General features: G+C 69.2%; 22 protein-coding genes. 3 read left to right on the forward strand and 19 right to left on the reverse strand.

Annotation, left to right across the window (positions count from 1 at the left end):
* Positions 1-31: 31 nt before the first annotated feature.
* The 8 genes from ABT352_RS32830 to ABT352_RS32865 all read right to left on the reverse strand — a co-directional run bounded on the left by ABT352_RS32830 (position 32) and on the right by ABT352_RS32865 (position 5,916).
* Positions 32-670, reverse strand: coding sequence for a hypothetical protein (locus ABT352_RS32830; protein ID WP_350948886.1), 639 nt, complete (start codon positions 668-670; stop codon positions 32-34).
* The gene (locus tag ABT352_RS32835) at positions 667-1,140 is read right to left on the reverse strand and encodes a hypothetical protein (RefSeq protein WP_350948887.1); all 474 of its coding nucleotides are present in this window, start codon (positions 1,138-1,140) and stop codon (positions 667-669) included. Before ABT352_RS32835 ends, ABT352_RS32830 begins: the two co-directional genes overlap by 4 nt.
* Positions 1,133-1,453, reverse strand: a complete 321-nt coding sequence (locus tag ABT352_RS32840) for a hypothetical protein (protein ID WP_350948888.1) — start codon at positions 1,451-1,453, stop codon at positions 1,133-1,135. Before ABT352_RS32840 ends, ABT352_RS32835 begins: the two co-directional genes overlap by 8 nt.
* Positions 1,420-1,767 carry a hypothetical protein gene (locus ABT352_RS32845; protein WP_350948889.1) on the reverse strand — a complete coding sequence of 116 codons (348 nt, stop codon included), beginning with the start codon at positions 1,765-1,767 and terminating at the stop codon, positions 1,420-1,422. Before ABT352_RS32845 ends, ABT352_RS32840 begins: the two co-directional genes overlap by 34 nt.
* A 14-nt stretch (positions 1,768-1,781) precedes the next feature.
* Positions 1,782-2,063: a hypothetical protein gene (locus tag ABT352_RS32850; RefSeq protein ID WP_350948890.1), complete on the reverse strand. Its 282-nt coding sequence runs from the start codon at positions 2,061-2,063 to the stop codon at positions 1,782-1,784.
* A gap of 231 nt (positions 2,064-2,294) precedes the next feature.
* The gene (locus ABT352_RS32855) at positions 2,295-3,026 is read right to left on the reverse strand and encodes a hypothetical protein (RefSeq protein WP_350948891.1); all 732 of its coding nucleotides are present in this window, start codon (positions 3,024-3,026) and stop codon (positions 2,295-2,297) included.
* A 236-nt stretch (positions 3,027-3,262) separates the two neighbouring features.
* Positions 3,263-5,236, reverse strand: a complete 1,974-nt coding sequence (locus ABT352_RS32860; protein ID WP_350948892.1) for a hypothetical protein — start codon at positions 5,234-5,236, stop codon at positions 3,263-3,265.
* A 341-nt stretch (positions 5,237-5,577) separates the two neighbouring features.
* A complete protein-coding gene (locus tag ABT352_RS32865) occupies positions 5,578-5,916 on the reverse strand; it encodes a hypothetical protein (RefSeq protein ID WP_350948893.1) in 339 nt (112 codons plus the stop codon).
* Positions 5,917-6,048: 132 nt separating this feature from the next.
* Between ABT352_RS32865 and ABT352_RS32870 the strand changes: the two genes are divergently transcribed.
* Positions 6,049-6,792 carry a hypothetical protein gene (locus tag ABT352_RS32870; protein ID WP_350948895.1) on the forward strand — a complete coding sequence of 248 codons (744 nt, stop codon included), beginning with the start codon at positions 6,049-6,051 and terminating at the stop codon, positions 6,790-6,792.
* Here the strand turns inward: ABT352_RS32870 and ABT352_RS32875 are convergent.
* Together ABT352_RS32875 and ABT352_RS32880 are read right to left on the reverse strand one after the other, a co-directional pair.
* On the reverse strand, positions 6,789-7,250 hold the full coding sequence (locus ABT352_RS32875; RefSeq protein ID WP_350948896.1) for a GntR family transcriptional regulator: 462 nt from the start codon (positions 7,248-7,250) through the stop codon (positions 6,789-6,791). The genes ABT352_RS32870 and ABT352_RS32875 overlap by 4 nt on opposite strands.
* A 233-nt stretch (positions 7,251-7,483) precedes the next feature.
* Complete coding sequence (locus ABT352_RS32880) at positions 7,484-7,678, reverse strand: FitA-like ribbon-helix-helix domain-containing protein (protein WP_350948897.1); 195 nt, start codon at positions 7,676-7,678, stop codon at positions 7,484-7,486.
* A gap of 39 nt (positions 7,679-7,717) precedes the next feature.
* Here ABT352_RS32880 and ABT352_RS32885 point away from each other — a divergent pair, with 39 nt between their 5' ends.
* A complete protein-coding gene (locus ABT352_RS32885) occupies positions 7,718-8,917 on the forward strand; it encodes an RNA-guided endonuclease InsQ/TnpB family protein (RefSeq protein ID WP_350948898.1) in 1,200 nt (399 codons plus the stop codon).
* A 36-nt stretch (positions 8,918-8,953) separates the two neighbouring features.
* On the opposite strand, the gene ABT352_RS32890 is transcribed toward ABT352_RS32885, so the two are convergent.
* The 4 genes from ABT352_RS32890 to ABT352_RS32905 are packed head-to-tail and all read right to left on the reverse strand — an operon-like array spanning position 8,954 to position 11,934.
* Positions 8,954-9,964 carry a hypothetical protein gene (locus ABT352_RS32890; protein ID WP_350948899.1) on the reverse strand — a complete coding sequence of 337 codons (1,011 nt, stop codon included), beginning with the start codon at positions 9,962-9,964 and terminating at the stop codon, positions 8,954-8,956.
* Positions 9,964-11,127, reverse strand: coding sequence for a hypothetical protein (locus tag ABT352_RS32895; protein ID WP_350948900.1), 1,164 nt, complete (start codon positions 11,125-11,127; stop codon positions 9,964-9,966). The genes ABT352_RS32890 and ABT352_RS32895 overlap by 1 nt, the downstream gene beginning before the upstream one ends.
* A 31-nt stretch (positions 11,128-11,158) precedes the next feature.
* Positions 11,159-11,578: a hypothetical protein gene (locus ABT352_RS32900; protein WP_350948901.1), complete on the reverse strand. Its 420-nt coding sequence runs from the start codon at positions 11,576-11,578 to the stop codon at positions 11,159-11,161.
* On the reverse strand, positions 11,575-11,934 hold the full coding sequence (locus ABT352_RS32905; protein WP_350948902.1) for a hypothetical protein: 360 nt from the start codon (positions 11,932-11,934) through the stop codon (positions 11,575-11,577). Before ABT352_RS32905 ends, ABT352_RS32900 begins: the two co-directional genes overlap by 4 nt.
* A gap of 270 nt (positions 11,935-12,204) precedes the next feature.
* On the opposite strand from ABT352_RS32905, the gene ABT352_RS32910 reads away from it, so the two are divergent.
* On the forward strand, positions 12,205-13,011 hold the full coding sequence (locus tag ABT352_RS32910; RefSeq protein WP_350948903.1) for a hypothetical protein: 807 nt from the start codon (positions 12,205-12,207) through the stop codon (positions 13,009-13,011).
* Positions 13,012-13,212: 201 nt separating this feature from the next.
* Here ABT352_RS32910 and ABT352_RS32915 read toward each other — a convergent pair whose 3' ends face one another.
* The 5 genes from ABT352_RS32915 to ABT352_RS32935 are packed head-to-tail and all read right to left on the reverse strand — an operon-like array spanning position 13,213 to position 15,221.
* Entirely contained in the window at positions 13,213-13,755 is a 543-nt protein-coding gene (locus tag ABT352_RS32915) for a hypothetical protein (RefSeq protein WP_350948904.1), read from the reverse strand.
* Complete coding sequence (locus ABT352_RS32920) at positions 13,752-14,195, reverse strand: hypothetical protein (RefSeq protein ID WP_350948905.1); 444 nt, start codon at positions 14,193-14,195, stop codon at positions 13,752-13,754. The genes ABT352_RS32915 and ABT352_RS32920 overlap by 4 nt, the downstream gene beginning before the upstream one ends.
* Positions 14,192-14,635 (reverse strand): hypothetical protein, encoded by a 444-nt coding sequence (locus ABT352_RS32925; RefSeq protein WP_350948906.1) that lies wholly within the window; start codon positions 14,633-14,635, stop codon positions 14,192-14,194. The genes ABT352_RS32920 and ABT352_RS32925 overlap by 4 nt, the downstream gene beginning before the upstream one ends.
* Positions 14,632-14,955 carry a hypothetical protein gene (locus ABT352_RS32930; protein ID WP_350948907.1) on the reverse strand — a complete coding sequence of 108 codons (324 nt, stop codon included), beginning with the start codon at positions 14,953-14,955 and terminating at the stop codon, positions 14,632-14,634. The genes ABT352_RS32925 and ABT352_RS32930 overlap by 4 nt, the downstream gene beginning before the upstream one ends.
* Entirely contained in the window at positions 14,952-15,221 is a 270-nt protein-coding gene (locus tag ABT352_RS32935) for a hypothetical protein (RefSeq protein ID WP_350948908.1), read from the reverse strand. Before ABT352_RS32935 ends, ABT352_RS32930 begins: the two co-directional genes overlap by 4 nt.

Consider the following 15,221-nt stretch of genomic DNA (forward strand, 5'->3'; position numbering starts at 1 on the left):
AAGGGGCGGGAGGCGGATGCCTGCCCGTAGGTCACAGGTAGGCGGCTTCGTCGGCGCACGCGCCGGCGAGCGCCGCCCGCTCCGCGGCCTCGTCGCCAGCGGCGGCGGTGTCGTGCTCGTCTCGGGTGCGGCGGATCAGGTTGGCGACGGTGTCGATGACCTGGTCGACGGCTGCCCGGTAGGTGGCCGACAGGATTTCGGCGGCGGGGCCGGGCGGGTAGGGGATGAGGATCGGCGGGTTGCACACCCTCCGCTCACTCCCGCCGGGGTGGGTGGGCCAGCCGGTGCCGCTGACTTTGATGCCGGTGAGGGTGGCATAGAGGTGGATGACGCCGCGTGCCCCGCAGTCGGTCCTGCGGCGGTATCCCTGGTTGCCGTGGGCGTGCGGGGGGTTACCGGTGAGGGCTGCAACCATGGGCAGGTGCGGGTGCCGGTCCAGGGCGACGCGGATGACCGCTTCGGCGACGTAGCGCTGCATGTTCGGCGGGAACGTCGCCTTGGGCGTGGGGGAGGGCACCGGGGTCTCCTGCGGATGGGGGACGGACTGGCGGCCGAGGCGGTAGGCGCACCCAGGGTGGACGCGCTCGCAGTCCTCCCAGTGGGGACCACCGCCGGGCGGGGCCGGATAGGGGTCGGCGGCGAGCCACGCGGGCTCAGCGGGCGCGGTCATGCGACGGCCAGACGGCGGGCGTTCGCCGCGTGCCGCTGGGCAGTCTGGTGGCGCTTGTGCGCTCGCTGGTAGGCGCGCTCGGCGGCGGCGCAGCGGGCGCAGATGTCCTCGTTGTTGGCCTTGTGGCGGTTGAATCCGGCGTGGGTGCCGCACGGGTTGCGGTGAGGCTCCCGGTCGGCGGCGAACGGGATGAGCCACGCGGGGAGGTTCTCCGCTCCCAGGGGCCAGACGTCGTCGGTCCACGCCAGCAGTTCCGGCAGGGACTTGTCGGTTGGCACGAGCGCGGCGAGGAGGCCGGTCAAGGCCACCCAGTCGGAGGGGGACAGGTCCCTGATGATGTCGGCTGTCGCGTCGGGGCCTTCGTCTCGGATCGCGCAGACGAGGTGCGCGGCGATCGGGAGGAGCCGGGAGGCGATCAGGTTCCGCTCCTCGTCGGTGTAGAGGTCGGAGACGGGCGGAAGGTCAGTCATCGGTGTGGCCCGTTCTCCCGGACGGCAGGTGCCGCCGGATGTAGTCGGTGTAGGCGGCGAGCTGCTCGGCGGTCGCCGAGACGCGGTGGGAAGGGGTGAAGACGAAGGCGTTGGCCACGCGGAGCCGGTCGTCGTCGGTGGCGGTCGCGCGGACCGCTTCGACGGCCAGGCGCAGTGACCAGGGGCATCCGGCCAACTCGGCGATGATCTGCTCGGGGTCCCAGTCGGGGCGCATCGCGGCGACGAGCGCCATCAGTTCACGCATCGCGGGCTGCGGGGTCACGCGGCGGTCGCGGTCGGCTCGGCGTGGCACGGCTCCTCCTCCATAGGCTCCTCGGAGGGGTCGATCGTCAGGCTGGCGATGTAGTCGACGATCAGCTCGTCGTACATGTCCACACCGCGCCGGAGGTCCTCGGCGAGACCCGGCGGCAGCGGGGTTCCCATCTCCCAGGCGTCGAAGTCGAGTCCGTACGCCTGGAAGACCCGGTACACCAGGTCGGTGGCGTGCTTGCGCTGTCGGGCGATGCTGGGGCGGCGCGGGTCCTCGATGTTCGGGTTGTACGTTCCGGCGGGGACGCACACTCCGGCGAGCGTTTCCGGTGCGGGGCGGGCAGCGGGCTGCGTCATGGTCGTCTCCTCGGTCACGGGCAGGCGCGCAGGATGCGGCGAAGGCGGCGAGGCGGGGGCGGCCAGGGCAGGCCGGGGGCCGCGAGGTCGATACGGGTGAGGAGCGCGGCTCCCTGGGTCACGTTGATCGACAGCCACACTCCGCCGGGCAGGCGGGTCACGGTGGTGACGCGGGGCCGGGTACGCGAGCAGGGGGGGCCGCCGACGTAGACCGCGGCCAGGGTGTCGTGCTCGGTGAGGGTGAGACGTCGGTCGCGTCTGCGGTACCTCCGGGCCGGGCCGGTTTTCGTCGGCATGCGTGTTCCTTCCGGTGTTCGGGCAGCTCCACACGGCCACCCATTTAACACCTCATAAAATAGCTTACTTTCTAATAAGCGTCTATGGGTGTTGCATGAGAAGGGCGCGCGTTCATGGCGAGGCGGAAAGTTACGCAGCGAAGGAGTTAACGTCTACACGTAGTGACCTGCGGAAACACCGAAACAGCCCACGGTGGAAGCACGCGGGCTCACATGCGCGAAGAGTCAGCCCTACCGGGCCGAACGCACCAAAGCCGTGAGCCGGTCAACAGCCGCACGGGCCTGCGACGACAGCCGCACCTGATCCCACACCGGCAGATGCGCCCGCCCCGCCACCGCACGCTCGATCACGTCCACCAGACGGCGGGCGCCGGCCAGTACGTCGGCGTCACCGAGCATGTAGTGGATGCGGCCGAGGTCGTGGGCGGCGAACGCAGTCGCCGAGTCGATGTCGAGCAGTTCGGGGCGGTGGAACTCCAGCACCATCGCCACCCGGTGGCGGAGCTCGCTCGCGTGTTCGTCCAGCCACGCCCGCCCACCTGTGGGGCGGGGCCGGTCCAGGGTGGGCCGGTATGCCTCCAGGCGGGGGGCGTCTCGTTGGCGCCGCTCGAAACGCTGCTGGGCGCCCTGCTTGGACGTGCCCAGCGCCCGGCCGAGGGTCTCCCACGGCACCGGCTGCGGGAGGGTGCGGGCGAGTGTCATGACGAGCTGTTCGTGCAGGTCCCACACCGCTCGCCCAGACGGGGTGAGTGCCAGCAGCGCGACGAGAGCGTCCGCGCTGGGGGACGGGTCGGCCAGCACGGCGAGCGCCGCAGCGTCGGGGGAGAGGGTGACGCCGTGCTCCTGCCACGCCCACCGGTCGTCGCCGAACGCGTACCGGTCGGTGAGCAGCCGCGCGGCCTGGTCGGCGTCGGTAGGGTCGGCGACGTCGAACAGGGCGGGCACGTCAGCCTCGGACGACATGACACAACGGTACGGCGATCACCCGCCGACGATCTAGAGGATTCACACAACCGCGAGTTGGCCTGTTCGGGAACCGGGACCGGTGCAGGCTGAGAGGGACCCAGCATGCCTCTGGGTCCCTCGGGCGGCCGGTGCGGCAACACCGGAGCGCCTTATTTTTTGCCCTCTGGATCGGCCTGGTCAGAACTCGATAAGAAAGGTGGCAACGTCAGTATTTCCGCTGCTGACGCCATCGGCTACCGGGCTGAACAACTTCGAACGGCTCCGAACAGATCGGGTGATATTCCGGTCCCGGACGCTACCGGCGGGCCATGCGGTTCGTCTTCCATCCATGGGGGAGGACCCGCGGCCATGATGTCCTCCAACGGGATCGGATCCTCTTCTGTCTCTGTGTCGGTTGGGCCGAAGGCGTCCACGATCGCGAGGAACGCCCGCCACTCGGCGCGCTGCCGCCGGTACTTCTTCACGATCCCGGCGACGACCTCCGGCACGCCGAGATGCTCGGCTACCTTGTCCGGGTCGGCCGACCCGCGCACCCACCCCCAGCGTGTACGTCTCGCCAGGTCGTGCTCAGCGAGGATGTGTAGGGCGTCGTTCGTGGCGGTCACCGACAGCACCGCCAGCCCCGGAACGTCACAGGTTCGGATCGGCACGTCGCCCAGTTGCTCGTACACGAACGCGGCCGGCCCGCCCAGCTCCCGGAACACCTGGTGAATACCACCGAGTCGGCCGGGCCGCAGGCGCCGCCACGCGGCGGCTTCGGCGTAGGTGTGTGGCACGATCAGGTGGTAGACGTCCGGCCGGTCCCCGTGGTGTTCCTCCACCAAGTCGAGAAACGGATCGGGTTCCTCTCTCAGATCCTTCAAGGTCTTGGCCACCGTGGAGTAGTCCAGGCAGGCCAGCAGCGCAAGCTCCCGCACTCCGAAGCCTACGACCATGCTGTGGCGAAGCTGCGCGGCCTTGAGCATCGCCAGCAGCACCCTGCGAACCGTAATGAGCTTTCGCCCCGCCCACCGCTGGTTCCGCACCGCAGCGACGTACGCCGAATACCATCGCCGGGATTTCCGAAGCTCCGAGATAGGATCCGTCCCAGACGTCGGAGGTCTCACCTCGGCCCGAACCCCCTCCCCGGAACCCCCCCTGTGAGTACTCCCCCCTGTGTGGATCTCGCGGCCAAACTCCCGCTCCGCGATCCAGTGGACCGCTTTTTTCCAATCCGCCTGCAACGCCTGGACTCTCTGCCGGTCGTCGCGGTAGCGGGCGTAGAAGCCGACAAGGCCGGGCCAGTCGCCGGCGCGCATCCGGGCAGCGACGTCGGCCAGCCTCCACCCGCAGGAGACAGCGCTGGACAGGACGGCCTGGCGGGCTTCGGAGGGGGAGCCGTAGACGCTGGCGTCGAACTCTCCGGTCTTGGCGATCTGCTCCCGCAGGGGAGACAGGCGCGGCAGGGGACCGTCCGGGCGGGGAAGCCAGTCGACGCCGTCCTCGTCGACAGCCCACGCAGCCTGATCACTGGGCGCGGCCCGTTTCTGCCGTATTCCGGCCGCGACTTCCTCGAGGACGACGTCGACGGTGGCGGCGTCTGGGGATGCCTCAGCCAGGAGGGCGGTTTCCAGGGCTTCCAACTCCGGCTGGAGCGCGTCCAGAAGTCGCGACCACACGTCAGGGCCGTTGGGCTCGTCCAGCACACGCTGAGCGTGGGAGACGGGGTCGGTCAGCGCCCGGAAGCCGCCGCTGCGGTGCCACGCCCCGGGCGGGGTGATCAGCCCTTCACGGATGTTCAGCATCGGCGCGGGGTCGAACGTGACGTAGCGGCGGGCGAGGGCCTGGGCGACGCGCCGCATGTCGCCGAAACCGATGTTCGCCGCCCACGGCACATACCGGTGACGGCCGCCGCCCGGGGCCTGGTCGCCGAAGCTGTGGCCGCCGCACTTGGTGATGAGGCGGGCGAAGTCGGCGGACTCCCAGCCGACCAGCGCCACCGGGTCGACCGAGCCTGCGACGATCGCTTTCTTCACGTCGAAGTCGCCGAACAGGACCTTCGTCAGGCCGTGCCGGTAGACGTACACCGCGGCGACGTATGCGGGGAGCCGGGCGGTCAGCGCGACCTCATCACGGCCGGGGTACTGATGTTTCCCAGCGGCGACGGTCTTGGACAGGCGGACGCGGTCGCCCGCGCCGAGGCGCGGCGCAAACAGCGCCCACGTCATGGCGGCGGTCAGCGTGTCGTGCCCAGGCTCCTGGGCCGGTATGGAGTTTTCTGGCGTGGCTCGGCGAATATCACCCGAATCCGACACGCCGAATTCGGGCATGACTGGCAGAGCCAGGGTGCCATCGTCTATCGTGGCTCCTGACGTCAGGACTCCGGCCAGGCACGCAGAAGCGCCAGCCTCGACGAGCCGGGCCGGGTGTCGCTTGAAAGAAGGTCTCCGCGCAGTAGCTTTGGTCGGCGAAACGCGCGGGGGCCTTCTTGTTTTCTACGGAGTCATCCGTAGATCACGCTGCTGGTATGGATCTCCCTCGGGGATGTGGCGGGGTGCGGCCGTCGTGGTTACGCGGCGCAGTCTTGGGTGAGTGGCAGCATCGCCTGGTCGTCGCGCAGGTGCGGCGGCGCGATCAGTTCCCCCCGGCCGAGCGCGGCGAGGTAGTCGCGGCTCTCCTGCTCGGACTCGAACCCGAACGACTTCCACTTGCCGAGCGCGATCGCGACGGTGAAGTCCATCAGCGACGAGAAGCTGTCGAACCCCAGGATCTTCCACGTGCTCTGGGCGCGCTGGTAGATGTCGTCGTGCGTGAAACGGACGCTCTGGCGGTGGCCCCCCTTAGGGACGCGGCCCGGCTTCGCGCCGCGACGGGCATCGGTAGCTCGCCCACGGTTCAGTCCACTCATAGCGGCTGACCATATCTGAATCAGAACCACGCGTGACAGGTTTTCAGGGTGTGTCGCGTGAGCAATCTGAAACCGGCTGTGATCCTCCGAAGGTGACGCGTGGCAGCGCCGGGTCCCGGATACAGTGCGTGCGTGCCCCAGGACCCCTTTTCCCGCGTCGTTGACTCGCCCCTGGCGCAGCTCATCACACGACAGCAGCAGTTGAACCGGCAGCTAGGCCAGAACCTCATGCGCGCGTCGGGGATGACCTCGAGCATCGAGCGGCTTCACGCCTCGATGAGGACTTCGGCCGGCATTGACCAGATGCACGCCTCGATGGCGGCTTCGGCGACGGCACCGCTTGTGGAGGCGGCGCAGCGTCTGGCGAAGACGGCGGGGCTGCAAGGGGCTTCGCCTCTACGAGGTGGCGTTTACGGCCAGCAGGTGAACGATCTGCTGGCGAAGCTGGCGGCGACCTCCACGGTGGCTGAAGCGTTCGCTGACGCCACCCGGGACGCGCCCTCCCCGATGAAATACCTGCCCACCCCGGGGGAGGCTCCCCACGACGAAGACGAGGACGAGGACGAGGACGAGGACGAGGATCCGTCCACGCTGCCGGAGGGGGCGCTCGGCTCACCGTGGCTGCCTGACGAGAACGCCGTCCCGTCCTTCACGCGTAAGCAGATGCGGCTGATCGTCGTCTCCTACGTTTACGCGGTCACGTTCCTGGTGGTCTTCCAGCTCGCGTTGGAGTATTGGGACACGGCCGAGGTGGTCTCCATGGCCGCAGGCGCCGGGGTCTGGAACATCGCGAAAGCATGCGCAACGCAGGTCGGTAACGCCTTCGACCAGCTCTACCCGCCGCAGGAAAGCGAAGCCGACGAGACCGACGACTAGGCTCCGGGCCTGCCGGTCTCGCCTTCGTCGCCGAACACCAGACGCCACCGGTCGCCGCGCAGCATCACCCGGTGCTTGCGCGGGCCTGGCGTGATGACGGCGATCGGCACCCCTTCGGGCATCGCGGTCTCGTCTGCGGCTTCGTCGCGGAGTTCGCGCCGCTCGGTGGGGGAGGGCATGCGGAATTCGACGTCGGCGCCGGGGGCGACGTGGTAGGGCTTGCGGTCATACACCATGACGGCTGATCCTTCGCCTCGGGTCGTGGTGATGAGACCCTCGTGGCGCAGGATGGCTAGTGCCTGTCGTACGGCGACGGAGCCGAGCCCGTACTGCTGCATCAGCCTGTTCTGCGATGGGAGTTGCTGGGCGGGCTTGAGGCGGCCTGCGGTGATGTCGGCGCGCAGGATGTCGGCGAGCTGGCGGTGGTGCGGCCGGTCGGCGCCGAAGTCGATCTTCACAACCACTTATGGTCACAGCACTACTATGCGCTAGGGACTTGTGACCCTATGGTCATAGGGCTTAACCTGTGGAAACGATTTCGCCGACCGAATTAGATATACGGTTCCGCTGTGCAGGGCCTGCACAGCGGAAGCCGAACCGGGGTCGTCACCCCCACCTTGGAGGGGCGGTGGGCGACGACCCCGGTTCGGCGAACACGACTCACCGAGAAAACCGGAGGACGCTCCGGCCTTCAGGCCGGGGAGGAATCCGGCCTCCCGCGTGGCGGGGCAGGAGCCGTCGATCCGTCGTGATCGGCGGCAAGGCCGTCTTCCAGCAGGCAGAGGATTTCGGAGTTCAGGGAGCGCCGCTGGCGCCCGGCGCGGGCGACCAGGCGGGTATGCAGGTCGTCGGGGATCCTCAGGGTGATGCGCTTCTCGGATTCCATGACACCATGGTAGCGACCTCAATGAGGTATGATGACACCATGACGACGCCGACTGAGCCGGAGGCCGGGCACGCCCGGTACACCTACCGGCTGCGCGTGTCGTCCTCCGCGCTCGCCGCCCTGACGGCCGAGTGGGACCGGTGCCGGTGGGTGTGGAACGAGTGCGTCGTCACCTCCCGCGCCGCACACAAAACCGGGCAGAAGTGCGGCCCGGCCGCCCTGGACAAGATGCTGACCGGCTGGCGCGGCGAGCACGAGTGGCTGCGCGAGGGCGGATCAGTGCCCCAGCAGCAGATCATCCGCGACTTTGGCAAGTCGCGCGCCAAGGCGCTCAAAGACATCAAGGACCGATTGCCGATGCGTCGGCGGGCGGGCATGCCGCGCTTCAAGAAGAAGGACCTGGCGGCGCTGACGCTGAACTACACCCGACGAGGTTTCCGGCTCAAGGACGGGCGCCTGCACCTGGCCGGAGGTATCGCCCTGACCGTGGTGTGGTCGCGCGTACTGCCCGCCGAGCCGTCCAGTGTGCGCGTCTACCGCGACCCCCTGGGCCACTGGTACGCCTCCTTCGTCGTGCCAGCCCCGACCGAGACACTACCCGCCACCGGCCGGGCGATCGGCATCGACTGGGGCGTCAAAGAGATCGCCACGACCACCAGCGACACCCACGACCTGCCCCACCCCCAGCATGGCCGGAACGCGGCGGCGAAACTGGCCAGGTATCAGAAGATGATGGCCCGCCGAAAGCCGGAGCGCGGGCAGGACGCCTCGAAGGGTTACCGCACGGCCAAGCGCCAGGCCGCCAAAGCCCACCGTAAGGTGACCCGGCAACGCCAGGACACGGCCCGCAAATGGGCCAAGGCCGTGGTGCGCGACCACGACGTGCTGGCGGTGGAGGACTTCAAGCCGAAGTTCCTGGCCAAGTCCACCATGGCTCGCAAAGCCGCCGACGGCGCGATCGGCGCCACCAAGACCGCCCTGGTCGAGATGGCTCGCAAACACGGCAGGGCCGTCCACCTGGTCGACCCCGCCCACACCACTATGGACTGCGCGCAGTGCGGAGCGAGAACCAAGCACGCACTGCCGCTGTCAGAACGCACCTACACCTGCACCGCATGCGGAGTCTCCTCCCCCAGGGACAAGAACTCCGCCCGCGTAATGCTCAACCGGGCTGGTCTCAACCCGGCTGGTGTCGAGGGCGTAAGACCTCCTGGAGCGCCGCTCCAGGAGGCTGCCTGAGCCAGGAATCCCCTCCCTTTTAGGGAGGGGAGGATGTCAAATGCGGGTGAGGCAGAAGAACGACCCCTGTGCCAGGGTGAGCTGGGAGCCGACGCTGTCGATCGCGACGTCGTCGAAGTACAGCACGTCCTCACCGGTGGGTGCGCCCAGCATGACGACTCTCAGCGTCGCCCTATACGCGCCCTCGGGGGCGGCGGCGTTGATGACGTACTCCGTCCACGTGCCCGCGGCGATCGCGGTCACCTCGGACTCGGAGCCCAGCTCCTCGTCGAAGTTCGACCACCAGGTGATGGTGATACCCGCCTGCCCCCACCCCATGGGGGAGTACAGCCACGCCGACGCCTGGTAGGCCCCCGCCTCGATGTCCCCGCCCTGGGTGCTGAGCCCGGCGATCACGTCGTCGCCACTGTCGTCGGGAGTCACCCGGACCGCGCCCGGCGCGGTGTGGCCGATGTCGTCAACCCACTCGTAGACACAGCCGGCCTCCTCGTTGAGGTTGCCGAACTCCTCGTCGAAGGCGCGGGCCAACGCGTTGCGGGAGTGCGCCGCCTGGAGGCGGACCGTGCCCGGCTCGGTGACCACGATCCCTCCGGAGAGCACCACGGCGGCCGTCCTCGCGTGCGGGTAGGCGAAGGCGAAGCTGGAGTCGGTTCCGGTCAGCTGACCGAAGTCGCTGCCGTCGCCGAAGTCGCCTGTGGTGGCGAGGTCGTAGGTTGCCGTGAGCCGGGTACCGGCCGGGGCGCCGACCCACGCCGTCCCCCACATCCCTGGGTCGATGGTTGCCCAGATGGTCCCGCTGAGTTGGTAGCTGCCGGGCGTCACGCCGATTCCCAGGCCGGGCACATCGGCCCGTGTGTCCTCGGTGACCACCGTGTCGGCGGGCAGCACCGCGGAGGCGTTCGGTGAGACGACGACAGCGGCTCCGCTGGCGGGGCGCCGGTACAGGCGACCGTCCGCGCCGGCGTAGAAGACGACTTCCCCGGGCGGGGGCGCGGCGGGCGGCGTGGAGAGCTGGGCGAGGCGGATCGCCGCCAGGTGCAGGCCCATCAGCCGATCACCGTGATCCGGATCGTGTCCGCCGACACGGGGAGGTCCGCGCGCACCGCGACGGTGTCGGCGTCCACCACCTTCGCGTCGAGGCGGACGAACTCGCCGGTGGACAGGTCCCGGAACGACGGCTCAGCGATGTCCTCGGTGCCGAGCTCGTGGACGACGTCGGCCCAGACGCCGGCGGTGAGCGCGGGCAGGTTCTCGGAGTAGGAGCCCTTCGCTCCGAGCGCGGACCGTGCCCCGGCGGCGGTGGTGGCTCCGGTGCCACCCTGGGCGATGCTGACGAGGCCGACCGCGATGGAGTCGGTGTCCACCACGATGCTGCCGTCTGCGGCGACGACGTCGAGGACAGACCCGGTGAGGGTCAGACCAGCGCCTGCGGAGATGCCGCCGCCCGCGCCGAACTGCGCCCACGCGATCGACGTGCTGCCGGGGGTGATGACCCCGTCCGTGGTGATCATCCACGCGGAATCGCCCATGGCCGAGCCCTCTTCGACGAACACGAACGTGTTCGCGGTGAGGGTGTCGCTGCTGCGCGCCCACGCGCCGGACGCGGCGACGTACAAGCCGTTCTGGGTGGCGTCGGTCTGGTTCTTCACCAACACCCGGTCGGAGGCGACCAGAGTGACGCCGTCGATCGTCAACAGCCCCGACAGGGCGATGTTCGCCGTGGTCGCCACCCGGACGGACGGCTTGATGTCGATGCCCGCCTGCGCGGCCTGAACGTCCGCCAGGCGGGCGGAGTCGTTGGGGTTGGTGGGTGCGGCCAGCCCGGTGAGCTTCATCCCTCCCATGGGGATATCAGCGGTCGGGGTGGCGAACTCATCCAGCCGGTACGCCTTGACCGTGGTGGCCAGGTCGGAAATGGTGCTGGCGGCCTGGGTGCCGGTGTGGTTGGCGCGGGCCAACGGGTTGGTGGCCAGCTTGCTGAGGGCGATGTTCGCCCCGGCGGCGACCTTCGCGTCCGTGACCGCGCCATCGGCGACGTCGTCGACGGCCATCCACGCGGAGCCGGGGGTACGCCACTTCACCTTCCCCGCCGTGGTGTCGACCCAAAGCTGGCCCACGGCGGGGCTGTCCGGCTCGGTGCCGCCGGACTCCGGAACCAGTCCGAGGACGGGGATCTTGTTGAACTTGTGCTGCGAATACCAGTTCGGCATGACGAGGTCCCCCGAGGTGTGAGTTGCGTGATCAGGTGAGGCGAAGCAGACCGGCCATGGGCACGGCCCAGGTGACGCGGACGGTGGAGGCGGTGGGGTAGGACACGTCGCCCTCGACGAGTTCCCCATCGGCGGTGGTGGTCGTGACGGTCGGCTGCCGGACCATGGTGTGGGTGACCTCCCACACGGTGGCCGGGTTCGCGATCGTGTGGTCGACTTGGACAGCGCCGCCCTCGGGGCCAGGCGGACCAGGTTCCCCGTCTTCTCCGGGCGGACCGGGCTCGCCCGGTGCTCCCGGTGGGCCTTGAGCGCCGGGAGGTCCCGGCTCCCCGGGTGGGCCGGTGGCGCCTTGGATGCCGGGGAGGGCGACGGTGACGTCCACGGTGCTGGCCTGCTGCACCGTGACGTCGACGCCGCCGCTTGGCTGCACAGTGACGTCGATGCCGGTCAACGGGTCACCTCCGGGTCCACACGGACCGCGCCCATGAGGAGACGAGTCGGCGCCCCGGACGGGGAGACGAGCTCCAGGTCGTAGACGCCTTCGGTCCACACCCACGGGGTGGACTCGTCTCCGGGGATGTGGATGGTGATGGTTCCGGCAGGGCCGTCGATGACCAGCCGCCCGTTGGCGGTGGTGAGTTCGTGCAGGACTGCGGTGTCGCGGCCACGGCTGGGGCGGATCTGAGCGCGAGCCGTGTACCCGGTTAACACGATGGGTTGCGGGTCGGGGGGCTTGCTGGTGAGCGTCAGGACCCACGTGCAGTCAGATCCCTGCTCGATGTCCAAGTCGAAGATGCCCGCAGCCATGCCGCACAGAGTGCCGGGCCGGGGCCGCTACCGTCTGGGCTCGCCGAGCGGCGCATCGTTCGAGTGAACCTCCACAGGGGTGGGTCGCTAGCGTACGGTAGTGCCAGCGGCGGCCACGCCCGCCCGCTTCCGAGCCTCCGGCCCCACGCGCCGGGAGGCGACGAGGACAAGGTCCCCCGGATCGCGTGAGAGATGAACTTCCGCTTCGCCGCATGGTTTGACGATCCCTGGCGGGGTGGCGTGGGCACCCTGGCCTGAAGGGCTCTGACCATGACGAAGAACTCCGCGAGGAAGAACGACATCCGGCGTCGCATGGCCGCGACCGGCGAGGCGTACAACGCTGCCGCCCGCGCGCTGGACCGGGAGACCACCGAGCTGCTGAGCGAGCCGCCACGCCTGTACCCGATCGTGACGACGCCCTGCACGCACGGATGCGACGGCAGCCCGCACCCGGGCTACGTGTGCGAGACCTGGCACCCGGTCGACCGGAACGGAAAGCCCCGCACCGGCTGGGCCACCTGCCAGGCCGCGAACCTCCCCCTCGGCCGCGCCCAGTCCCTCACAGACCGCTTCCGGGAGAAGCCATCCCACGGCTATCACCTGGACTACACGTGGGTGCTGGCTCTGACGTACGCGCTGCTCCTGGACGAGCAGCCGGACACGGCGCCCAACCCGCACCAGCTGCGCGCGGCCGTCGAAGCCGACGACCTGACGGCCGTCGATGCGCTCATGATGCCCCTGGACTTCGCCGCCGTGCGTCTGCTCGACGTTCCCGCCGAGGATTGGCACGCGAAGATCCGCCCGCTCCTCCACGCCTGGGCAACGAAGGTGAACACCGCGCCAGAGGACGAGCCTCCCGTGTGGGACATAACCCGTATCGAGTACGGCAGCCGCTGCCTGCGCCTGGCCGAACATTGGCTTGAATCGCGGCGGGAGCGCCGGAACCACAACGGCTACATGGAGATCGAGTCGATCCATTGGTGGTTCTCGGTCCCGTTCCTCACCACGGTGCTGATGCGGCAGGTCGGCGGGCACCCGCGCGAGTGGCTGGAGGTCCACCCGGCCCCGCCGCAGTGATTTCCTTACACCCCCGCGCTACGTTGCCCTAATGGCCAGGGACATGACGCACGGCGGCCGGCGCACCGGCCGGAAGCCGGGGAAGCGGAAGCAGTATGCGTGGGAGCGGGGCGTGGTGAAGTCCAACATCCCGGCAGCGGAGCAGCCGAGGAAATGCAAGGGCTGCTCCGCTGAGACGACCGCAGGGAAGCTGCGGTACGGCTACTGCCCGGCCTGCTGGGAGTCCTCACCACCAGGGGACGCCTGAACGTGTGGGGTCTCCATCCATTCGTCGACTTCAAGGATGGCCTCCCATTCCAACGGGCCGTAGGGAACGGCGAGTAGGTGCCGCGCTGAGAGCAGGCTGGTGCGCAACCGCACAACCGCCCCGGGGGTGGCTGAACGGGGAAGGACCACACTCCATTCCCCGGCCAGGCGGGGCGCCGTGGCAGACGGGATCAGGAACGGGATGCTGCGATCCACCCGCTCTCCGTCTGGCCGGAGCCCTGGGTCGGCAGGACCGACCTCCACGATCGGCGACGGCTGTGGCGGGTTGAATCGGGGGAAGGAGTCGAGGGACGCGACGCGGAGCGCGAGCTCACGCTCGTCTTCGGCGGGTATGACGATCTCGACCTGCACGTGCCGCCACCGCGCCGGGTCTTCGTGTTCCAGCCGGGCTGGCCCCTTGTAGACGATCCAGCCGCCGTCATCACGACGGCGAGACTCCAGCCGGGGCGACAGCCACGAGAAGCGGGGGCGGTTCACGCTGTCGCCTCCCTGACGGGGACCGTCAGCGTGACCTCCACGGTCTCCCACGCCACGGTGTCGGTCTCAGCTAGGTTGGCGGGTACCTCGTCCCCGACGTACGAATCCGCCCACGCGCGCATGGCGACACCCGGCGGCGCGTACGCACTGGTCTTGGTCATCCAGTAGCCATACGCGAGGTAGCGCAGAGACTCCGTGGGCAATGCGACAGGCAGCAGTTCCTTGTCGGCGAGTTCCGCCATGAGGCTCTTCCGCAGGCCCCTCCGGATGTGAGTCTGGGCGTCGGGGGCTGCCCAGACTTCTTTCGGGACCGCCTCCCGGACCTGGTACACGGTGTCGTGCGCTTCGAGCACCGCGCGAGCGATCTCGGCCGCCACCTCGTCGTAGAGGAAGACGCCGTTCTTTCGGGCGGCGCGGGCCGCAGCCTCGGCGGGGGTCATGACACCTCCGCATCCGGCGCCAACTCCAGGCCAGCAGCAGAGAGGAAGTCCTCCAGGGTGATTTCCCCGTCCCAGCCGTCGCCCTGCTCGAAGTATGCGACGCAGCCGTCTGGAACTTCGGTCCAGGTGTCGGAGTCGGGGTTGTCGTAGGTGTCGACGGTGCCTCGGCCGGACCGGTAGCGGAGGTAGAGGTACTGGCCTGTGGTGGTCCAGGCGTCCCACTGGGAGGGACACGCGGAGCAGGTCTGTATGACCCTGGTGAGGGGTGCGGGCACGGCGTCTTCTGAGGATGTCCATGGTTGGCCTTCCTCTCGTAGGTCGGCGCGGATGGCGTCCCACACGTGGAGCAGCCACCAGTGCCGCCAGGGGTTCATCCGCCAGTACTTGCGGGCGAGGTAGAGGTACCGGCGCGGCTGAAGCTTCTTCAGGTTGCGGATCATCGGCGTCTCCGGTGGTACTCGGTCTTGGCGCGGCGCGCGGCCGGGTGAGAGCGGTGGAAGAGCACGAGGTGGCCCCACCAGGTAAGGCCGCCGCCTTGGATCGGCATGGTGAAGGTGCGAGGTAGGAGCGGCGCGGACCATTCCGCGAGGGCCGGTTCCTCGTCGGGCAGTTCGAACGCGACGTCATCGACGGTCCCGATCTCCTGCCATGCGTCCGAGTCGTCAGGGTCGGTGCCGAGCGGAGCCCAGAACAGGACGCCGAGCGCGGACGTCTCATCGTCGGGTGTGGTCACGGCGGGCGGATCGACCGGGCCGCTCACCGGTAGTTCCCGCTGCGGTCGAGGGTGGGCAGGATGCGGAGCATGCGCTTCCAGTAGTCCCGTATGGCCCAGGAGGGGCCGGTCAGGGTGAGCAGGTGCATGCGGTGCAGGCGTCCGTGGTCGTGGGTGTGAGCGACGGTGAGGCCGGCCGCTTGGGCCAGCAGCACGGTGCGGCGCAGAGCTCGGCGGGATTTCGGCGAGTATTGGCGGGTGCCGATCGGCCACAGCACCGTCGTCTGGGGCGGGGCGGAGAGGTTCGGGAACAT

The organism is Streptosporangium sp. NPDC000563 (assembly GCF_040299985.1).
Lineage (GTDB): Bacteria > Actinomycetota > Actinomycetes > Streptosporangiales > Streptosporangiaceae > Streptosporangium.

Bases quoted from the DNA above. Each gene is read 5' to 3' on its own strand.
- ABT352_RS32855 (WP_350948891.1), bottom strand. From the start codon at position 3,026: ATGTCGTCCGAGGCTGACGTGCCCGCCCTGTTCGACGTCGCCGACCCT.
- ABT352_RS32885 (WP_350948898.1), top strand. From the start codon at position 7,718: ATGACGACGCCGACTGAGCCGGAGGCCGGGCACGCCCGGTACACCTAC.
- ABT352_RS32860 (WP_350948892.1), bottom strand. From the start codon at position 5,236: ATGACGTGGGCGCTGTTTGCGCCGCGCCTCGGCGCGGGCGACCGCGTC.
- ABT352_RS32880 (WP_350948897.1), bottom strand. From the start codon at position 7,678: ATGGAATCCGAGAAGCGCATCACCCTGAGGATCCCCGACGACCTGCAT.
- ABT352_RS32835 (WP_350948887.1), bottom strand. From the start codon at position 1,140: ATGACTGACCTTCCGCCCGTCTCCGACCTCTACACCGACGAGGAGCGG.
- ABT352_RS32850 (WP_350948890.1), bottom strand. From the start codon at position 2,063: ATGCCGACGAAAACCGGCCCGGCCCGGAGGTACCGCAGACGCGACCGA.
- ABT352_RS32845 (WP_350948889.1), bottom strand. From the start codon at position 1,767: ATGACGCAGCCCGCTGCCCGCCCCGCACCGGAAACGCTCGCCGGAGTG.
- ABT352_RS32905 (WP_350948902.1), bottom strand. From the start codon at position 11,934: ATGGCTGCGGGCATCTTCGACTTGGACATCGAGCAGGGATCTGACTGC.
- ABT352_RS32925 (WP_350948906.1), bottom strand. From the start codon at position 14,635: ATGATCCGCAACCTGAAGAAGCTTCAGCCGCGCCGGTACCTCTACCTC.
- ABT352_RS32935 (WP_350948908.1), bottom strand. From the start codon at position 15,221: ATGTTCCCGAACCTCTCCGCCCCGCCCCAGACGACGGTGCTGTGGCCG.
- ABT352_RS32910 (WP_350948903.1), top strand. From the start codon at position 12,205: ATGACGAAGAACTCCGCGAGGAAGAACGACATCCGGCGTCGCATGGCC.
- ABT352_RS32890 (WP_350948899.1), bottom strand. From the start codon at position 9,964: ATGGGCCTGCACCTGGCGGCGATCCGCCTCGCCCAGCTCTCCACGCCG.
- ABT352_RS32895 (WP_350948900.1), bottom strand. From the start codon at position 11,127: ATGCCGAACTGGTATTCGCAGCACAAGTTCAACAAGATCCCCGTCCTC.
- ABT352_RS32830 (WP_350948886.1), bottom strand. From the start codon at position 670: ATGACCGCGCCCGCTGAGCCCGCGTGGCTCGCCGCCGACCCCTATCCG.
- ABT352_RS32865 (WP_350948893.1), bottom strand. From the start codon at position 5,916: ATGAGTGGACTGAACCGTGGGCGAGCTACCGATGCCCGTCGCGGCGCG.
- ABT352_RS32920 (WP_350948905.1), bottom strand. From the start codon at position 14,195: ATGACCCCCGCCGAGGCTGCGGCCCGCGCCGCCCGAAAGAACGGCGTC.